Source organism: Bacillota bacterium, from assembly GCA_013178305.1.
Taxonomy (GTDB): Bacteria; Bacillota; Sulfobacillia; order JABLXB01; family JABLXB01; genus JABLXB01.
Genome location: JABLXB010000001.1, coordinates 377610 through 397395, shown reverse-complemented (window position 1 = coordinate 397395; position 19786 = coordinate 377610). Strand labels below are relative to the sequence as shown.

Here is a 19786-nt window from a genome sequence, read left to right as displayed (position 1 = left end):
GTTGACTGTAGTGGTCCTCTATCTGGCGGGTATGATTGCTGTGGGATGGTATACCAATAAGCGTATGATCAAGAACAGCACGGATTACTTACTTGCCGGTCGGGCGCTGCCCGCAATCCTGGTGGCGGCCAGCCTGTCAGCGAACAACGTCGGCGGTGGAAGCTCGGTGGGCGTAGCGAGTCGAGCCTTCGGTCCGTGGGGTCTATCGGCGGGGTGGTACGTCCTGGCCGCTGCCATCGGCATAGTCCCCGTGGCATTTTTTGCTCCCTACCTGCGTCGTTCTCTAGCTTATACCATCCCTGAGGTGGTAGGGAAAAGGTTCGGCGCGCCGAGTCACCTCATAACGGCCGTTGTCAACGTTGTCGCCCTCTTCTGCCTCACCGCCTCACAGATGCTGGCCTCGGGTACCATCATATCTGTGCTGACCGGGATGTCACTCAACCCCGCCATACTCATCGCCGGCATGGTGTGTATCGTCTACACGGTGATGGGCGGCCTCTGGGCCGATGCCTTTACAGATCTTTTTCAATGGGTCGTCATATTCTTCGGGCTGCTTATAGCCTTACCTTTCATCATCCAGGGCGCTGGCGGCTGGTCAACTGTGGTTTCGAAGGTGTCTCCCGCCAGAATGTCCTTCACGGCCTGCGGCTGGGCGACCATAATCAGCCTCGTGTTTCAGTACTTCATAACATTCATATCGGGGCCGGAGATGGTGTCCCGCATTTATGCCGCGAAGGATGAGCGCTCGGGCGTTCAGGCAACCTTGCTGTCCGCGCTCACCATGGGTCTCTACGCGTTTATACCAGCAATCATAGGCCTTGTGGCCCTCGCCGCCTTCCCCGACATCAACCCGAACCAGGCCCTGGCGGTTGCGACTTTCAGGCTTGCCCCCGGGGTGATCGCAGGTCTGATTTGCTCGGCGATCATTGCTGCGACGATGTCGAGCGCCGACTCCGACATGTTGTGCGCTTCCACCATCATAGTCAAGGATATCTACCAGCGATACATCAATCCCGAGCCTTCTGACCGGACCCTGGTATTGCTGACTCGCACGATGAACGTCGTAATCGGGATGCTCGCCATATGGATAGCGTTGTTCAAGATAAACATCATAACGCTTAACACATTCGCCTTTATGCTGCGATCGGCGGGACCATTCGCTGCCTTCGCACTCGGTCTTGTCTGGAAGAACGCAACCAGGAACGCCGGGCTGGTCTCGATCCTGGTAGGGAGCACTGCCGGGATATACTGGCAGGTCATCGGCCAGCCGTACGGGGTCCTCGCGATCGTGGCGGGTTCGGTAGCTAGCGTGATCGCGTTTGCTATCACCAGCTTCGTCGAAAAGGCCATGGGCGGCGAGATCGCTCCCGCTCTCGATGGATACGGGAGAGAAAGCCAGTAAGCCCACACTGTGTTTCATGGTGGCCCCCACGTCCAGCAGAATTACGCTCGTTTGAGCTGATCCGGGGATCGCGCCCTCCCGGCGGGACCCCGGATCAGCTCGTTCCGACGCCGTGGGCTATTCGGAGGCGATTAACTCGAGCATAGCCTCGGTCACCGAGCCGGACGAGTCCGCCCAGACGAACCGGGTGTTGTCGAGATTACGGAATGCGGAGGACAGCGCGGGAAGCTCGTTACGGAAACCGGGCACGCAGACCACCTTGAGCGAAGGCAGGTCCCGCGCCACGGGCACGGGGTCGTGACCTCTGGTCGCCACCAGGTCTGTGACCAGGATTGCTTTCCGTGACCGCGACGCCGGAATACTCTCGAATTCGCCCTTCGCCGCAACCAGCGGCTTGAACAGGTCAGTCGCTCCGCCGGCGTCCATATCGATGACCCTCTCTATGACACGTTCGGCCGTGCCTTCTTCCTCGAAGTGTCTGGCGAACTCGACTGACTTATCGAAGAGCAGTACCGAGAGGGATTCGTCGCGCAGGCGATAACAGGCGACGGCGCAGGCAACAGCGATATCGTGGAGCATGCCCCCGACGCTCTGAGACTTGTCCGCGATGAGGCACACCGCCAGACCGGGGGGCGTCGACGCGGTGGCGCGTATGTCGTCGTAGGTGAGGGCTTTACCGGGGTTCTCGCTCAGCCTTTCCAGGGTGTAATCCAGGTCCCAGTCGGCGTCGCCCGGCCTGTATGCCCTGACTTCGGAAGGCTTCCTGACCTTCCTGGCCTCCGACAGGGTTGCGGCCGCCTTCGATATCCTGTCGACGATGCGCTTGAGCAACTCCCTGCGCCTGTGCATTTCCATGCGGTCGCGAATACTTCTGTATACCTGGACAACCGACTGAGGCTCGCTTGCATCAACGAAGACCTCGGCCACCTGCGCATTACCCAGGACGGCGGCTACGGCTTCGGGCCTCGCCTGGGCGAGCTGGACGATGTCCGCCCGCGCGTACCCAATCAGGTCCCTGCTCCCCTCGGATAGCAGGTCCCGCGCCGCCGTGGTCCCGTACTGTGGGATCGGCTTCGCGCCGCCGGGCGGCGTGGACTGAGGGGGCTGCCCCGCCCTGGGCGGCGGCGTCTCGTTGCTCAGGCTGTCACGGCCTCCTTCGTGATGGGAGGCCGTCACGCTTTTTTTTGCCCGAACACCTCCTCGACGGCCTGGCGGATTACGTCATCGGCCGTGGATACGGCGTCATATTTCATCTTTATGTTCCGCGACAACGCGGAATGGGCGCAGCGCAAGATTTCCCCGGGGTCCCAGGGGTCGATGCCTTCGGGCGCACTCATCAGCAACCTCGAGATGTGTATCGCGGATCTGACGGAGGCGCCGCTCGCCACCTCATCGTGGGTGCGCGTCAACTCGACGACGCGACATATCCCGCGCACGAGGTCGTCGTCCGCATTTGCCGTACGCATGCGTACCACCCTGGCGGCCTCCTCCACGTCCAGGTGCGGCACCTGAATCCACACGCACCTGTCGTAGAGAGCGCGGGGCAGCGGGTTTGTGCCCACCTTGTCGACAGGGTTCAACGTAAACACTACGCAAAAGCCCGGCGACGCCTCGATGGGGGTAAGCCTGGGTATGTAAAGGAGCCGCTCATCGAGGGCCGAGAGGACGGCATTGAGCGCTTCGGAGGGCGCTCTCGACGTTTCGTTGAAGAAGAACAGGCCCCCATCCCTCATCGCAGCCGCCAGCGGGCCGGGGATAAACGAATCACAGCCGTAGCCCTGCTTGATCACGAGCGGGGGGTCGAACCAGCCCTGGATCTTGGTGGCCGTGAGCTCCTGGGTTCCGTCAACACGGTAAACCGTCTTCCCGAGCCCCGCCGCGATCGCCTTTGCGAGTTCCGTCTTCCCGGTGCCGGATTCGCCTTCCAGCATGACAGGCAGTCCGGATGACACCGCCCGCACCGCGAGCTCTACCTGGTCGTCCAGCCCCACTATGCGGGACCTGACGACTTCGATACACCGGCGTGCCTGCTCACGCTGCGATTCCAGGTTTTGCGCCCACACCTTCCCGGGCTCCTTGGGCCGCGACGCCTCTCGCATGTACTCCCCTCCGCTCAGCCACATTACAGGCTGCCAGTTGTCGTGTAAACAGAAGGCAAGCCACAGCGGCCCGCCCGTCGTCGAAGTTGTAGTTCGCGCCCGACTGGCACTTGTGGTATATCGGGCCGCCGATCAACAGCAGCGTGCACTCCTCGGTGAAGAAGTTCACCCCGTACTGGAGAAAGTAGGTGTCGGTCTCTCTCACTGTTCGGGATAGAAGAGGCTTCACTTCACTCGCGGCGACACTGCGTCACGAAAGCCTTGAACAAGATCCTCGACCGTTCGTCTAATTCCCAGCGATACTCGGGGTGAAACTGCAACCCCACGATGAACGTCTCGCCCAACGCCTCGATTGCCTCGATGACACCGTCCTTGGAGAAGGCGCTGACCCTGAACCCGGGCGGCACAACTCCTACCGCTTGCCGGTGGAAACTGGTGACTTCCCAGGGGTCATTTCCGCATACACGACTCAAAAGTGAGCCGGATTCCACTGTGATGACGTGCTGCGGTTCCCACGAAGGTTTCTCCTGCAAGTGTGCGTGGGGCGGGACCAAAATGCGAGTGCTTCCGCCTAGGACCTCGGCTATCATCTGGTGACCGCGGCAGATACCCATGATTGGGATGCCCATGACGGCAGCACGGTTGATCAGAATGTTCTCGAATCTGTATCGTCGCGGCTGCTGAGCTGCTAACGGCGGCAACCCGCTACCTTCTCGAATCTTTGCACCCCCTCCTCCCGTCAGGAGGAGTCCGTCTACCCGCGCAAGGACACACTCCGCGGCAGACGTAAGGTCAGCATCAGGGGGTGGAACGGGTACCATCAACGGCATCGCTCCCGCCCTGTGGATGGCCCAGGAGTAGGCTGAGCCGGCGTACATGTATCCTGCTTCCTTCTCTTCGTGCTTCCATGTCTCCACGCTCCAGGCGCACGTGGCGCCTATGACTGGTGTCACTCCTCGCACCCCCGATCACTCATATGAGTGGCATGCAACGCTGTGTCCAGAAGAAGATACAGTGAGGGACGGCTCTTCCCTGGTGCATCGCTCCGTGAGATGATAGTCAGCCTGCAGATTCATCAAGAGATTGAGGATCTGAGCCTGGACCGACACGTCCAGAGCGGATACCGGCTCGTCACACACAAGAAACCGCGGATGGACGGCGAGGGCTCTGGCAATTGCAATCCCACTCTCGATGAGACGTACGATTTCCGCCTCCCGTTCGGCGCGGTTCGTCAAACCGCCCTGTACAAGCGCCTGTCCGAGTATCTGGGACACCGTCTTCCTTGGGTTGAGCGATGCGTAGGGGTTCTGGAACACTATCTGCGCCGACCGCCTGAACTTCCGCAGGTCGTCGCCGCGAATTGTCGAGACGTCCAGGCCGGAGAAGGTGACCTTGCCGGCGGTAGGTCGCGTGAGTCCGACGACGCACCGCGTCACGGTTGACTTGCCGCATCCCGATTCGCCCACCAGGCCCAGAGTCTCGCCCTCGTTGACGGAGAAGTCGACCCCATCTACTGCGCGGATGACCCGCCGCTTTGCCCCGAGCAAGCGCGATATCGGTGACTGGCGTACTTCGAAGTGTTTACTCAACCCCATCACTTCAACTAGCGGCATCAGATGTCCCTCCTGGCGCCGGTCTCGGACAGCCGGTGCCCAGTCAGTGCGCCGCACCAGACGTGGTGGCCGGGCCGTATCTCGACACATCCAGTTGATCTGTAGCAATCACCGCGTTTTTCGTCGCATCGCGCGGCGAAGGGGCATTCGTCATTCACGCTCACGGGATCCGGTACGATCCCCTCTATCGTCTTCAGTCGCTTCCGTACGCCGATGACCGGAATGGAGCCGTGAGTGCCCTTGTATACGGGTGCATCGGATCCGACACCACACCATCCGCGGGCCGCATGGCCCGCCCCGACGTCACACACCACATGCCTGCTGGCGCGCCGTCATGTCGAGATGCTTCAGGTTCTTCTTCAATATCCTCAGCGCGCCTTCCGGGTCCACCCTGCCGTACAGGCCACCGACCGTGGAAACCAGGTATGAGGCGTCCATCAGGACCTTGCCATCGGGTCTCAGCACCGTGTATTCGTCGGGGGCGAACAGCGCTCCTTGGGCGATCAGTCGCAGGTCGTCGAAGTTGTAGTCCGCGCCCGACTGGCACTTGTGGTATATCGGGCCGCCGATCAGCAGCAGCGTGCACTCCTCGGTGAAGAAGTTCACCCCGTACTGGAGGAAGTAGGTGTCGGTCTCCTTCACGTACCCAACGTTCCTGCCGGTGGCCACCTTCATGATTTCCCTGGTCAGGAACGCCCTGACACCATCTTCCTCGCGGCACTCGGACAGCGCGTGCGGGTTCGCGTGCACCCACGCGAGGTACCGGCCGAGGTCGAAACGCCACCGCCCGTCGGGCCGCCCATCCACCCGCGACAGGAACTGCGGGAAGGCGCCCTTGCCCGGGGCGAACGACGGGAACTTCTCGTTGAAGAACTCTTCGAGGTCCTTCTGCATGGCGCCCGACTTGAACCTCTCAATCTCCATCAGGTTCTCGGCGTTGTAGCTCATCCCGTACTTGCCCTCGACCCGCCTGTACGCGAGCGGGGCGTTGGGAGTCTTCAGGATCGTCCGCTTGACCCGCTTCTTCTCGTCTTCCCACGGGTAAGCATACAGTGGGTTCGACTTCACGTTGGCGAAGAAGTCCGTCGTGCAGCCGCCGACATCCAGCGACACTATGTTTCCGATGCCGGACTCGCTCCCGTAACCCTTCGCCAGGAGGTTGATGCCGAGGAATGCCGCGCGCGGGGTGGGCAGGAACCTCGCGCTCATGTATTCCTCGACGACGTCGAAACCCTTGCCGCGGATGATTATCGTCTGGAACAGGTCGCGGATCGCCTCGTTCACGGTCTCGATGTTGAACATGTTGACTTCGGGCATGACGTTGCCCGTCACGCGGACGTCCACGCCGTATTCCTTGAATATCCCCTCCACGTCGCTCGCGATATCCTGGTTCCCGGCATAGATCACGGGGACCCCGTACTTCGCGTACGTCGCCAGCCGTGCGTTGGCTGCCAGCATCCGCGCGTTGTGCAGCGGGATGTCGGCCTCGCCGCCCTCGTTGACGCCTCCCGCGATCAGGATGATCTCCGGCTGGTCGACCTCGTAGATCGCGCGGACCTGCTCGTCTGTAAGGCGGCCTTCGTAGGTGTTCAGGAGCTTCGCGCCGGCCGTCAGCGCCGCGAGCTCGGCTGCGAAGCCACTCTCCTCCTTGCAGAGCGACACCGTCACCATTTTGAGGCCGCCCTTCGCGCTCGAGCAGGGGAGCCGTATGTCGAACTTGAACATCGCCTCGCGCAGGGGTTCCCAGTTGCCCGCCTTCTGGCAAGCCTCGAGGCACCCGAGCCCGTTGGCGAGGCCGATGCGGATATCGTCGACCGTCGTAGGGACGTACAGCAGCTTTACCTCGTCCGACGAAGTGTTGAACGTGGCGATCTTCGTGAACGTGCTGCCGAAGTCCACCGCGAGGACGTTCTTGTCTGTCACGTCGGATACGCCGATTTGCCGGCGGAATTCCCTCACCGTGGAGTCCTCGATCTTCTCCTCGAGTTCGGTGATGTACGACTTGTCGTCCGCCATGCTTATGCTCTTGTTGAAGTACCACGGGTATTTCTGCCTCACGAGGTCTACCCTGTGGATCTCGTCGCGCACCTTGATCCCGTCGAATTCGTCGATCCTACACATGCCGCCTGTGGTCTTGGTCCTGCACTTGCCCGCCATTTCGTAACGCTTGTCGACAACGGTGATCTGTGGTGCCTGGAACAGGCCCGTCTGCAGCGCCAGATCGAGGTTGTCGGCGCCGATCAGCGCGGCGTCCTTCGTCGGGTAATTCTGCTCGTCAATTATGTCGAGGAGCATCGCCTCGAAGTTCTTTTCGGCGTCCTCGGACGGCTCTTTCGCCCACTCGAGGTAGTTCTTTACCGTCACCTTGCCCTCGTAGCCCGCCATGAGCGCGAGGTGCAGCATGTTGTACATCGCGCCCTTCTTTAGATCCGCCTTTCGCGCCTGGAGTCTCGGGTCGGACCAGATATCGGGCTGCCCGGGCTTGTAGAAGTTCTTGAACACCTGCTTGACGATGTCGCAGCTCTCGATGATGTCCTCGGCCCTCGCCTCGTGGTGCGCCTCGGGGTAGCTCACCACGTGGACGATGTCCGGTTCCATGAACATCTGCCAGTACGTCGTCGTCGCCAGGTGCCCCTTGGCCATGTCCAGGTTCGGCGGGAAGCTCGATAGGCCGCCCCTGGTCTCGCGCACGATCTTGAACTCGAAGTACCTCGTGAGCGGTTCCATGAGCTCGTATGACGCGCGCATTTTCGCGAGGTCGTAGATCGGCGCGATCTGCGGGGGCAGGTCGAACATCAGCTGCATCACGTACGTCTTGATACCGCATTTGAGCGCGACGATCCCCGCCACGATGTGGTCGGTGACGTACATGTCGTCCGAGCAATTGCGGAGCTGCCACTGGTGCGGGTCGTTTATCTCCAGCGGTTTGCCGATCGACGCCCACCATTTCATGACCTCGAAATGCTCGTCAATGCCCTCTCGAATCGGCAGCGGGCCGCGGCCGTCCAGCTGGTTGTAGTAGAATATCGGCACCGCGGGGAACGGCATGTGGAACGCTTCCTCGAATACCTTCGCGAGCTCGAGGAGTTCGTCCGTGCCGGAGTAGATGCGCGTCATCGGGAAGTTCCCGCGGAGCGACGCGTCCTTGAGCGCCTTCAGGTCTTCCTTGCTACGGATCGGGACACCGCCCTGGCCCTTCAGGTACTTGGCCGGGTCCTCCTCGCCGCGGATGAACTTGGCGAGGAACGTCTGCGATGGCTGGTCGGGGGCGAGGGAGACGATCTCGATCGCCTCGGCGTCGCATATCTTCTTGATGTCCTCGACCGTTGGCTCGATCGACTCCGCCGCGATCCCGATGTGCGCCCTGATTACCGGCCTGTTCTCGCGCTCGCGCACCTGCCGGATCCTCTCGAGGAGGTCGTCGGACCACTCGACCCTCTTATCTTTGCTCTTTTGAGTCTTACGCTGGGCGAATTCAATCAGCTGCTCCATCGTGATGTAATCGTCTGCGACCATCTCGAAGAAGCCATCGTATTTCGAGTAGCCCTTGAATTCCCGCGCCAGGGCCTCGAGGTCGTAATGCCTGTCCTCGGGCCTCGAGAACTTGTCGGGCAAGATCGCGTGGCCGGTAAGCGCGCGCGCCAGGTTCGCCGCCGTCCTCAGGCCTCCGAAGCAATACCTGATAGGGCTGGTCTTCGGGTCGATACCGTACTGGTACGTCTTGTCCATGAACTCCTTCAGCATCTTATCGACGTGAAGGTCACCGAGGCGGTACGAGAGCGCTACCACCTCGGGCTGGGATTCACGGATCTTGTTTATGAGGTCGTCTATGGGCACCGCCGGCCCCAGCTTGACCGACACGTACCCGAGGTCCTGGTCCTCGAGCCACTCGGCGAACGTCTCGACCCCGAGCGAGTGTACGCATTCGCCGATCGATGCCGCCAGGACCCTGCGTTTCTTTGCCATCGTTTTCTCCCCCTATCCCTTGTTCGTCCGTAAGATTATGTCAAGCGTCAAACGCTAGTCGCGATTAGGCGATCGATGTCCCGTATGCCGTAGACAACGGGATGCCTGGTTCCGGATACGTCCCGCCCGCAAGGCTTCCCGCCGATGAGGTACTGGACTCCCATCCAATGCGAGCAGGTGTCTATTACCCTGTCGATAACCGGTGTCTCGATTCCACAAATGGCGGCAACACCTCTTGTCACGACCAGTCCGTACGGGACATCTTCCGTTAGGTATCTCGATTTGAAATCGGGCCTGAACTTGTTGCCCTCGCCTATTACCGGAGCTTTAATGCCCTCGTATGCGCTGTTTGTAGCGAAACACGTTTGTATGTCGGTCTTGTCGCGGATCTGATCCCCGTAGGAGTCCAGGAGCCATTGCTTCAAGCCGATAACATCGCCCAAGTTGACGCCGTGCTTCTGCTCAATCAAGCGGGCCACGGCCAGGATCTCCCGGCTCATAAGGTCGAGAATCATGGAGGTCTCGCGGTTCACACTCTGGTAGAATAGAGGGACAGAGTCGCTGTCGTAATCAAGGTCCTCCCTTCCGTGGAAGAAACCGTACATAATACCCGGGTGAATTATTTGGCCGACGTTTCCCAGGCTTATTGAAAGCATGGAGTTGGCGGGTCGTATCCTGAGCCCGGTAATAGATGCGAGCACCTGGGCAACCCCGGCCGTCTTGGACGTGGGGAATGCCCCCATGCTTACGATGTTCTTCCGGCCGAGGACGTTTACGAGCCTGCCGTAATCCGCCACCCTACAGGCCCACGGGAGAGTCTGAAAGCCGAAGAGCGTTATATCCCTGTCGCGGAGGTGCTTATTGGTGGCGTAGAATTCAAAACCACTTCTGGACGGCATTGCCCCCAGGAACGCACCGCACTTAAGATAGGGCGCAATCGACTCAACCACCTGCGCGTGCGCAAACGCGGGAACCGAGACGATAACCACGTCGGCAGAAGGAATCGCCTCGGATGGAGACGAGGTAACGAGATCGGGAACCCCCCTGTAATGATGGTCTCGGTAGGCGGCTATGATGCCCCCTTGCGCAACTCCATTGGCGATTCTCTGCGACTCATCGCCGAACGTAGCCAGAACCGCCACCCACGTCCCGCCTGCTTCCTTTATGGCAGGCACGAGTACGTGGGCGGCGTTGCCGCCGCCGCAGACGACTACCTTAGTCTGTGATCCCAATCTCTCGCCCTCCCGTTTACCGTTCTCGTCAGTGCCATATCATAACGTGTTATTACCTGTACAGGGCGTGATCCTATCTTACGGCAGTGCCACTACTCTCTAGGTGGCTTGCCTTGCCGATCGTTGAGCAAGGTAACGCTGCCGGAGGTAGACGATAACCATGAGCCCCAGCCCGAGCAGGTCGGTGATTCGGGCGGGGTCGAGCAGCGCGATTCCCGCCACAACCATCAGGAAGCGCTCGACGACGGAGAGACGGCCCCTGAGCCAGCCCATCGAGCCCGACGCCAGGAGTAAGACGCCCAGCGCCGCCGTCAAGGATGTCCGGAGTATGGCGCCGGGAGAACCTACCATGAGCAGGGAGTTATCGGCAACTGCGAAGAACGGCACGATAAAGCCCGGTAAGGCCAACCTTATCGCAGTCCACGCGACCTTGAGCCAGTTGGCTCCCGAGAGGCCCGCAGCCGCATAGACCGAAAGACACACAGGGGGGGTGATCGTGCCGAGAATCGAGAAGTAGAATATGAACATGTGGACGGCCAGGGGATGGATCCCGAACTGGATGAGAGCCGGCGCGGTCGCCGCTGCCGCGACAACGTATGCGACCGCGGTCGGAAGGCCCATGCCGAGTATGATAGCCGCCAGCATAGCCATCAGTAGCGCCGGCCAGACACGGCCGCCGGACGCCGCTATGAGGAGGCTCGTGAGTTTAACGCCGAGGCCCGTCATCGATATTACGCCCAGGACTACGCCGGCGCACGCACAGGCTGTTGCCACCTCAACAACTCCGGTTGCAGCGTCTTTGAGAGCCTCAACCATTCCCTTCAGGTTAAATAGATCGTTCTTGGCTCTCCGGTTCACGATACTCAGTACCGCCGCGGAGACGGCTCCATAGAGGGCCGCTTTCATCGGCGAAACCCCGCGCGAAATGACATAAAGCATAACAAGCAAGGGCAGGAACATGTAACCGTCCCGAATAATAACCCTGAGCAGCGTGGGGTGCTCGCCGGCCTCATCCTGCCGGGGCGCCCTGAAGCCCAATCGCAGCGCCTCGAAATGAACGCTCAATCCGCAACACAGGAAGTAGAGCACTGCAGGGATCACGGCTGCGATACATATCTTGAGATACGGCATCTCGAGCGTCTCCGCCATGATGAACGCGCCCGCCCCCATGATCGGGGGCATGATCTGCCCGCCCGTGGACGCGGCCGCCTCGACGGCTCCGGCGAAGTAATCCGGGAATCCTCTACTCTTCATGAGCGGTATCGTGAATGAACCCGTGGCGACGACGTTTGCCACGGCGCTGCCGCTAACCGTGCCGAACAGCGCGCTGCTTATGACCGACACCTGGGCTGGCCCGGAAACCAGGCGGCCTGCGGCGGCGAATGACAGGTTGGTAAAAGCCCTCTCAACGCCGGCTTGTTTGAGAAATGCCCCGAAGATCGTGAACGCCATGATGACAGTGGAAGACACCGCGACGGGGACTCCCCATATTCCGTCCAGGGTCAGGTAGAGGTAGCCCAGAATCCTCTCGAGCGAGAACCCCGTATGCCCCCATGCACCGGGGATGAAGTCGCCGAAATACGCATACAGCAGGGACAGGACGGCGAGGATAGGCAGGGCGTACCCTGCGACTCTGCGGGTGGCGTCGAGTATTACAATGACCAGCAGAGCGGATACCAATGGCTGCAGTCCGTACGGCAGGCCGGCCTGCTCCTGAATTCTTGGGTACTCGAGGAGAATATAGCCGCACGAAATCAGTACAACGCCTATGGCCACATAGTCAAGAAGGCGCGCCCGCCTGTCGCGGAGGGGGTTCAACACCAGGCACAGCGTTAAGACGCACAGGAGGTGTACAGCACGCTGAGTGTACGGGTTGAGTGGCACCGGAGTAACCATCGAATACAGGTGGAATACGGATGTCGCGATCGCTATTGCCCCGACTACTAGACCCCTTGTTGGTGCGTTCCCTGTGGTGCCGGATTCGGCCATTGTGAGTCTCCCCTCCGTGCGCGACGCTGTAGGCGCGCCTTCTCTCTCACGCCACGATCAGCCGTGTTCGGGCCGACGACTACTTGGGCGGCTTCAGGCTGTCTGGAACCGCGATGCCTTTCTCGGTGAAGAACTTGTACGCACCGGGATGGAGCGGGACTGTCAGTTTCGTTACCTGGGCGGGATCCATCAACTTCGCGCTGGGGTGCCCCTCGACCATCAGGTCCTTGTTCTCGTAAACACCCTTTACAAGCTTGTAGACCAGGTCTTCGGGGAGGTCTTCTCTGCAGGCCACGATGGCCCAAACGTTCACGCTCTTGACGGTGCCCGTCCCCTTGTAGTAAGCCTCCGCCTTGAAATCGGTCTCGTTCAAATACGGGAGCTTCTGCCGGATTTTGGATATGTCGTCGGGCGACAGAGAAATGACCTTCAGCGGCATGCGGACGGCAAGCTCCGCGAAAGCGGGGGACGACCCCGACGCGATGTGGGCGTCGAGCGATTTTGACGCCATCTGCTCCGCGGCTTCCGAGTGGGTCAGGTACACCTTGTTGCACTCGATATCAAGGGCGGCGAGTATGTTCGAGGACAACCGTTCGTTGAAACTGCCCTTAGGTTGTACGGACACCTTCCTGCCCTTCAAATCCCAGATTGTCTTGACAGGCCCGTCACCAGGCACAATGATGTGCCAGTCGAGGGTGTGAACAGGGAACATTGTTAGCAGTCTGGCCTTTGCGCTGGCGAAATCCCCCTGTTTCTTAAAGACGGCATAACCGTCGTCCTGGCTAATCACACCAATGTGCCCGACATCCTGCGACAATCGCTTGGCGTTCTCTATATAACCTGCAGTCGCCTCAACAGTGAAGCTGACGTCGGGTGTAACCTTGGCGGCGACTTTTGACAGCCCCAGTGAATAACCATAGCCTATACCGCCCATACTCGATGCCTGCATTAGGATCTTGTCGACCTTTTTCCCCTGAGTGGGTTTCTGGCCGCAACCCGATAATGCGAGGAGCAGGACCATTACAAGGGCGGCGGCTACCATCGTGTTCTTCCGAGCATTCACTTCACTACCCCCTTCCAGGCTGTGCTCTTGTCGTTCTATGGTACGAATTCAACTGTGGGTCAGCCGATTGCATCTAGCGAGCGGATTACCTGCCTGACAGTCTCAAGCATTAGCGTCACGAATGCCTGGTGTACCGGGGCCTGTAGGCCATCGGCGCTTGGTTCGCAATAGCCCGTGATACCGTCAATCAGCGACGCTCGGCACGCTTCGTCCAACATACGCCCTTCGACAACGTGGTTGTGAAACACATCGGCATCCTGGAGCAAGATCGCCAGGCACGCCGCAACGCCGTAGGCTCCCCAATTGGAGATGGCGGCGGCAACCAGCACATCAGTAACGGTACTGGGAGCAATGCCGCCGCCGCACCCGCAATTGCAGCGATCGCCGAAACGGATAAGCCTGACTATTCCTTCCCTTATCACCCCCATCCCGATTTCGTTTCCTCCGTCTCCGATACCCACTGTCTTGACGCCGCGGCCTTGAGCCTCGAGGACCAGGTAATCGGCCTTGGACATGTGCGTGCTCGTATCGGCCCCGCGACTCGTGTGAATTCTGCTTTTTTCATTCATGCCGCCTTTTTCGATCGTCACTACCGCCTGCGGTGAGAGTCGGTCGAACAGGTACTGTGCATTGTGCTTCGCGTCCTCGGCGTCAGTCGGAAACCCAACGACGCTGGCCGCATGGATGGGCGCGGATGAAACTGCGGCTTCGACTGCCTGTTGGGGCGTTACTACCCGAAAACCTGCTGCGCGCATCACTGCTTCCATCGCTTCGACCAGGTTTTCCTCAACTACCGCGATAGGTACCGCCCCAAGGCCCCTGTGCAGAGCCCTCGCAAGTGCGGCGGCCCCGGGCGGACCGTCCGTTTCGGCTATCGAGGGCGATATATGGGGCCGGTCGGGCCAGCCAGTCGCGATCAGGACAACCCCGCCCCTCGTTACACTCTTCATCAGGAGTTGTGCGGCGGCCATACAAAGGGGTTTTCCCGTCTTCTCCCGGGCAAGTGGGTATAGTACGTGAATCACGTTCCGTGACGGGACATCGATACTTATCAGGCTGTCTATTCTCTGTGCTGCGAGATCCAGGAGACCATTGCGGTCCAAACCCAACACCTCCGCACGAGGACGCTCAATTTTGGTCTATCGTCAGGGAGTGAGACCCCTTCAGGTAGATGTCAACAAGCCCGAACAATGTAGCCAGCGACGCGGTCTTGATTGCGAACATCATCCAGTCGCGGGCGGTCACGGCCAGGCTTGTGGCGGTCGCCCCACCGATGACTAGGCCCGCCAGGAACATGAAGAAGGCCGCCGCCCCGACGCCCAGGGTGAAGAGAGCGAGCAAGCCGTAGCACACGTTCAAGGAATCGGATATCGCCTTCACCGTTCTCACCCCCTATAGTCCGAAGATGGGCAGTACGCCCGTAAGCAGGATTATCGATACCAGGAGGTGCAGCGCCACCCACACCAGCGTTATCTTGGTCGTCTCCACGAAGCCCGACTTGGCTATGCCCATCGCGGCGTACATGCAGAGCGCAAGGGGCGGGGTCATTCCTTCCATCGCTCCCGTCATGGCCGGCAGCATGGAAGCGAACAGCACCGGGTTCCCGCCCATCGATGCGAAGGTTGCTATCATTGCCGAGCCCAGGAGCGCGATCTGTGAGGAGCCCGGTAATACCATCCCGAGGAGCATGAAGAATACGGGGGCGACGATTATCATAGACGACGCGTTCAGGCCCATCCCGAGGAACCACTGCTGGACGGCTTTTTCCATCTCGATCTCCCTGAACACCATCGAAAGACCGTACGCCAGGTAGATTGTCGCGGCAACCGGAACTGTCTGCATGACGCTGCGGCGGAACATCCCCACCAGACCGTTCAGATTCATCTTCTCAGGGATATCCCTGCGGGCTATCCAGAGGGCATATGCGCCGGCCATCCCGGGCGTGAACAGGAGCACACACGTGGAGAACGCCTTCACGCCTTCTTTCCCGAGCCGCGCTGTCAGAAACCCGGGGAACTTTGCGTCGAGGAACAGCGGGATGAATATGAGCAACGGCAGGATGAGCGCCCATTTGCCCTTGTTCCAGGAGTCGTTTAGCGAGGGCCTTGCCTCGGCCGGGACCGGCTTGACGTTGTAGTACTTGCACATCACGAGCAGCGTCAGCCAGCGCTGTATCACGAACCAGAGGCCTATTCCGTAGGCGGCTATCACGAACTGCGAAGAGCTGATCGCGCCGGGGGACAGCTTGTCTAGCAGGCCCCATGACAGAATCACTATGCCTGACGGCGGGATGATGTTGCCCAGGGTGGAGCAGCTCATCTCGACTGTCGCGGCCAGAGCTCTCGAGAAGCCGGTCTCAATCATCGCGGGGATGGTGAACACGCCGGTTGCCGCCACATTGCCGGGTCCGGTACCGGATAGGGCTGCCATGAATGTACTCGCCAGAAGCGATACATACCCGGCGCCGCCCCGGAATCGCCCAACCGACGCCAGGATGAAATTGATGATTTTCTCCACGACCTTGGTCTCGCCGAAGATGTGTGCGACTAACAGGAACGCTACGATGGCATAGAACAGAGTGCTGGTCGACGAGTACGTGAGATACTTCCAGAACAGGTCGTACCTTCCGGTCATCATGATGGTTGCGAGGTAGGCGAGAGCCATTGCTTCATATACCGGGCGTTTGTACAGGACAAGGAACAGTAGGACGACCAGAAGGACCTCAAACAGGTAAAAGACCTGCAGCGGGAACGGGCCGATATACTGCATTCCTCAAACCTCCTCCCTGTCTACTGTCTACGATTCGCGGCTATACCCGGAAAACGGTTTACGAGCGGCATCCCTCCCTGGACAAGGCTTTCCGTCGAGCACGGCACGCCGAGGCGAAACCCGCCATGATTGCCCTCATGGGGGCGCTGCCGGGCATTCGTTCGGCGTGGAACTGTACACCGAGGCAGAAACCGGCCTCCATCTCGATAGCCTCGACCACGCCATCGGCCGAGACCGCCGAAACGGTCAAGCTTTTTCCGGGGGCCTTTACCCCTTGCCGGTGGAAGCTGTTGACCTCGAGAGTGCTGGTGCCCGTGAGTCGCGCAAGCAGGGAACTACCTACCACGTTGACCCTGTGATACGGCGCGGATTCCGGGAGGGTTCCCTGGTTGTGATCAAGGCTCGTGACACCGTCGAGCACCAGGTTAAGGTGAGTAGTCCCACCAAGGACCTCGTTAAGCACCTGCATCCCGCGGCAGACCGCCAGAACCGGGATTCCCGACGCGAGCGCGGCTCTGATGACAGTTGTGTCGTGCTCCCATCGAGCCGGGTCCTGCTCTCTCAGGGGCAGGATGGGCGAATCCAGCGGTGTTGTGGACGGCAGTGTCGGTCCCCCCGTCACCAGAAGACCGGAGAAAGCACACATTAGCCTGACGGGGTCTTCGGAGTTGTCCGGGCTGCAGGGGGACGTGGCCGGCAGAATCACGGGCTGGAGGCCGCAAGAAACCAGCGCGTCTGTGTAGACGCTGTCGACGTAGCAGGAGATCCTGTTGGGGACCTGGGGGCTTGAGGTAAGCGCTGACGACGTTACCGCTACTAAAGGCCTCACGGTGAAGCCCTCCTGCCAGGTTAGTATAACTGGTTAGGACCACTTGGCCTTCAACTGCGGCCGTCTGCAAAGACGGCCCTATTGGTAGGCACGTTATTCGACGGGGACGAGGATATTCCTTCTAGCTGTGTGACGTCTACTTCCATACCGCCCCACATTCGGGCCGAGTCCTGCCTGCGGCCAGCGCAACGGCGGCCTGCTGTGCGGTCCTCAGGCGGGCGAAAGAGCCAGCCTCATTATGACTACGACCGCGACGCCGCCGCACATGGCGAGGAGTATGTTTTTCCACTTCGCGGCTATCAGGGCTGAGGCCAGGGCCGCCGGGATGTAGAGGTTCGCGGGGGAAACGTCGATCTTCCCGCCGACTACCAGTATGGCTGGGACGACGAGCGCAGTAATTATGCCTATCGGGATGTACCTGAGCGCCGCCATCAGGGGTGCGGGCAGCGAGACCCGCCCGACCAGGACCAGGAGGCTAACCCTCGTCAGATAAGTGACCAGGGCCATGCCCAGTATGACTAGCACGACTTCCGCTCGCAAGTGATTCCACCACCACTCCTGCGACCGCTGCCGCGACGGCGGCGATCACCATATACCACTTTCCTGGGATCAGCTGAACCGACGCCAGGGAGACAATGGCTGCGACTCCGAACGAGATCCACGTTTCTCTGTTCTTGATCTGGGGCACCAGGAGGCCGATGAACGTGCCGGCGAACGCGAAGTCGAGGCCGAACTTCTGGGTGCTGCCGGCGAGGTTTCCAAGGGCGCCCGCAAGAGCGGAACTGAGAATCCACCCGGAGACCGTGCCCAGCCCGGCCCCCAGGAAATACGCCACGCTTCCGCCGTGTTTCTGGAAGCGATCGATTATCAGGGCGTATGACTCGTCGTTCAACAGGTGCGCCAGGGCCGCCAGTTTCCAGGTCCTGACCCCTCGTAGGTACGGCGCGAGGGAGGCGCCCATGAGAAGGTGGCGCATGTTCAGGAGGAGGGTCGCGAGCACGATCTGCCCGGCGGCGGCTCCCGCCGAGATCATGCCGACCGCAACGAACTGAGATGAGCCGGCGATGACAGCCGTCGACATCAGCAGGACTTCCCACGTGGTGAGACCGCTCTGCCGGGCGAGGACTCCGAACACCAGACCGTACCCGAATATGCTCACAGTGAGTGGGAGCGCCTGCCTCAGCGCGAGGGTGAAGTCGTCCCAGCGAAACGATTCCGAAAGCATTTGCCTGTCTTCGATCACGGAAATCCCCTCTGAAACGGTAGTAGTCGCTCCAGCGTCAACAGAGATCCGGCCGATCGTCACACGATGGGCATCATCCCGGGCACCACTCCTGCCGGCATTTCCCGGCCATGGCTCGTCGACTCCCGTATGACGGTGACCAGTCTTGCCACGCCCTCCTCGATGCGGTCTGGCGGGAGGTAGCTGTAGTTCAGCCTGATGTGGTCCTGCCCCTGTCCCCCGGCGTAGAAGGGCTCACCCGGGACAAACGTGACCCCGTGTTCCGTGGCGTGGGCCAGGAGTCTGGAACCGTTCATGCCGCTGGGTAGTGTACACCACAGGTACAGTCCTCCTTCCGGCCGGTTGAACCGGAACCCCGGCGGCGCCTTGCGCCCGAGGGCCAGCTGCATGGTATTGCGGCGGCGCTCGTTCTCCCGCCGCACGCCGGCGATGTGAACGTCAAACAGGCCGCGGCGGAAGAACCCATCGATTAGCCACTGGGCCAGCGTGTTCGAGTGCAGGTCCACGAGCTGCCTCGCCAGCGCGAATTGCCGCGCAACCGGCCGTGGAGCGACCATCCAGCCCACACGCAGGCCCGGGAACAAGACCTTTGAGAATGTACTGAGGTAAATCACGTAGCCGTTGCGGTCGAGAGCCTTCAACGCAGGGACGAATTTGCCTTCATAACGAAGCTCCCCATACGGGTCGTCTTCGAGGACCGGAACCTGGTAGCGATAAGCGAGTTCAAGCAGGGCGAGCCGCCTTTCCAGGCTCATCGTCACCCCGGACGGGTTCTGAAACGTTGGCAGCGTGTAGACGAACTTCGGTTGGTAGCGGGAGAGCAGCGTCTCAAGCACGTCGAGGCGTACCCCACCTTCGTCCAGCGGCACACCGATGACCCTTGCTCCCGAGGTCTGGAAAACCTGAACGGCGCAGAAGAAAGATGGTTCTTCGACCAGCACCACGTCACCCTGATCTACGAAAACGCGTGCTGCCAGGTCGAGTCCTTGCTGGGAGCCGGAGAGCACGAGTATCTCGTCCGGCGAGCAGTTGACCCCTCGCGCGTGCATGATCTGGCAAATGGTCTCCCTGAGGGGAAGATGGCCCTCGGTGGGGCTGTGCTGGAGCGCCGCACGGCCGTGGTCCCTTAGCACCTGGTCCTGTATCTCGCGAAAAGCATCGAGAGGGTACGTCTCGGGCGCGGGTATGCCTGCGGCGAAAGAGATGATGTCCTCCCGACCGGCCAATTCCATGAGGTCCCGGAGGAGGGGTTCCCGCGTCCTTCCCGCAGTCTCGCCGAAGAACTGGCGCCACGGAAGCGGCGCCGCCTGCCTGTCTCCCGCCGGGGGGCTGCCGAGAGGTGCAGCCAGAACAGTCGTACCGCGACCGAAACGGGACTCGACAAGCCCCGAGGCCTGGAGCTCGCCGTATGCGTTGATGATCGTGCTCCGGTTTACGCCGAGTGACTCCGCGAGCTTCCGCTCCGCGGGTAGGCGCCGGCCCGGGCCGAACTCACCGGAAAGGATCAGGTCGCGAATCTGGTCCGCGATCTGCCGGTAGACCGGCGTTGAGATGTCACGGTCTATCGTGATGCGCATGTCC

The 19786-nt window shown here is 60.6% G+C and carries 17 protein-coding genes; 1 reads left to right on the top strand and 16 read right to left on the bottom strand.

Annotation, left to right across the window (positions count from 1 at the left end; genetic code table 11):
* Positions 1–31: 31 nt before the first annotated feature.
* Entirely contained in the window at positions 32–1402 is a 1371-nt protein-coding gene (locus HPY55_01910) for a sodium:solute symporter family protein (GenBank protein NPV69385.1), read from the top strand.
* Positions 1403–1519: 117 nt separating this feature from the next.
* Here the strand turns inward: HPY55_01910 and HPY55_01905 are convergent, their stop codons facing one another.
* The 16 genes from HPY55_01905 to HPY55_01830 form a co-directional block, all read right to left on the bottom strand.
* A complete protein-coding gene (locus tag HPY55_01905; GenBank protein ID NPV69384.1) occupies positions 1520–2578 on the bottom strand; it encodes a VWA domain-containing protein in 1059 nt (352 codons plus the stop codon).
* Entirely contained in the window at positions 2575–3501 is a 927-nt protein-coding gene (locus HPY55_01900) for a MoxR family ATPase (GenBank protein NPV69383.1), read from the bottom strand. The genes HPY55_01905 and HPY55_01900 overlap by 4 nt, the downstream gene beginning before the upstream one ends.
* 230 nt (positions 3502–3731) lie before the next feature.
* Positions 3732–4454: a gamma-glutamyl-gamma-aminobutyrate hydrolase family protein gene (locus tag HPY55_01895; GenBank protein NPV69382.1), complete on the bottom strand. Its 723-nt coding sequence runs from the start codon at positions 4452–4454 to the stop codon at positions 3732–3734.
* A 15-nt stretch (positions 4455–4469) separates the two neighbouring features.
* Positions 4470–5114 (bottom strand): ATP-binding cassette domain-containing protein, encoded by a 645-nt coding sequence (locus HPY55_01890; protein ID NPV69381.1) that lies wholly within the window; start codon positions 5112–5114, stop codon positions 4470–4472.
* Entirely contained in the window at positions 5114–5425 is a 312-nt protein-coding gene (locus HPY55_01885) for a hypothetical protein (protein NPV69380.1), read from the bottom strand. The genes HPY55_01890 and HPY55_01885 overlap by 1 nt, the downstream gene beginning before the upstream one ends.
* On the bottom strand, positions 5418–9080 hold the full coding sequence (locus HPY55_01880) for a hypothetical protein (protein NPV69379.1): 3663 nt from the start codon (positions 9078–9080) through the stop codon (positions 5418–5420). The genes HPY55_01885 and HPY55_01880 overlap by 8 nt, the downstream gene beginning before the upstream one ends.
* A gap of 47 nt (positions 9081–9127) precedes the next feature.
* Entirely contained in the window at positions 9128–10312 is a 1185-nt protein-coding gene (locus tag HPY55_01875) for a hypothetical protein (protein ID NPV69378.1), read from the bottom strand.
* A gap of 99 nt (positions 10313–10411) precedes the next feature.
* The gene (locus HPY55_01870) at positions 10412–12301 is read right to left on the bottom strand and encodes a TRAP transporter fused permease subunit (protein NPV69377.1); all 1890 of its coding nucleotides are present in this window, start codon (positions 12299–12301) and stop codon (positions 10412–10414) included.
* 79 nt (positions 12302–12380) lie between these two features.
* Entirely contained in the window at positions 12381–13364 is a 984-nt protein-coding gene (locus tag HPY55_01865) for a TAXI family TRAP transporter solute-binding subunit (protein ID NPV69376.1), read from the bottom strand.
* Positions 13365–13423: 59 nt separating this feature from the next.
* Positions 13424–14467 carry a DUF4392 domain-containing protein gene (locus HPY55_01860; protein NPV69375.1) on the bottom strand — a complete coding sequence of 348 codons (1044 nt, stop codon included), beginning with the start codon at positions 14465–14467 and terminating at the stop codon, positions 13424–13426.
* Between the two features lie 25 nt (positions 14468–14492).
* Positions 14493–14744: a hypothetical protein gene (locus HPY55_01855; GenBank protein ID NPV69374.1), complete on the bottom strand. Its 252-nt coding sequence runs from the start codon at positions 14742–14744 to the stop codon at positions 14493–14495.
* Between the two features lie 12 nt (positions 14745–14756).
* Positions 14757–16124, bottom strand: a complete 1368-nt coding sequence (locus HPY55_01850; protein NPV69373.1) for a TRAP transporter large permease subunit — start codon at positions 16122–16124, stop codon at positions 14757–14759.
* A 67-nt stretch (positions 16125–16191) separates the two neighbouring features.
* Complete coding sequence (locus HPY55_01845) at positions 16192–16962, bottom strand: C26 family cysteine hydrolase domain-containing family (protein NPV69372.1); 771 nt, start codon at positions 16960–16962, stop codon at positions 16192–16194.
* A gap of 210 nt (positions 16963–17172) precedes the next feature.
* Entirely contained in the window at positions 17173–17487 is a 315-nt protein-coding gene (locus tag HPY55_01840; GenBank protein ID NPV69371.1) for an AzlD domain-containing protein, read from the bottom strand.
* Positions 17438–18205, bottom strand: a complete 768-nt coding sequence (locus HPY55_01835; protein NPV69370.1) for an AzlC family ABC transporter permease — start codon at positions 18203–18205, stop codon at positions 17438–17440. The genes HPY55_01840 and HPY55_01835 overlap by 50 nt, the downstream gene beginning before the upstream one ends.
* Before the next feature lie 59 nt (positions 18206–18264).
* Positions 18265–19782 (bottom strand): PLP-dependent aminotransferase family protein, encoded by a 1518-nt coding sequence (locus tag HPY55_01830; protein ID NPV69369.1) that lies wholly within the window; start codon positions 19780–19782, stop codon positions 18265–18267.
* Between the last annotated feature and the right edge of the window lie 4 nt (positions 19783–19786).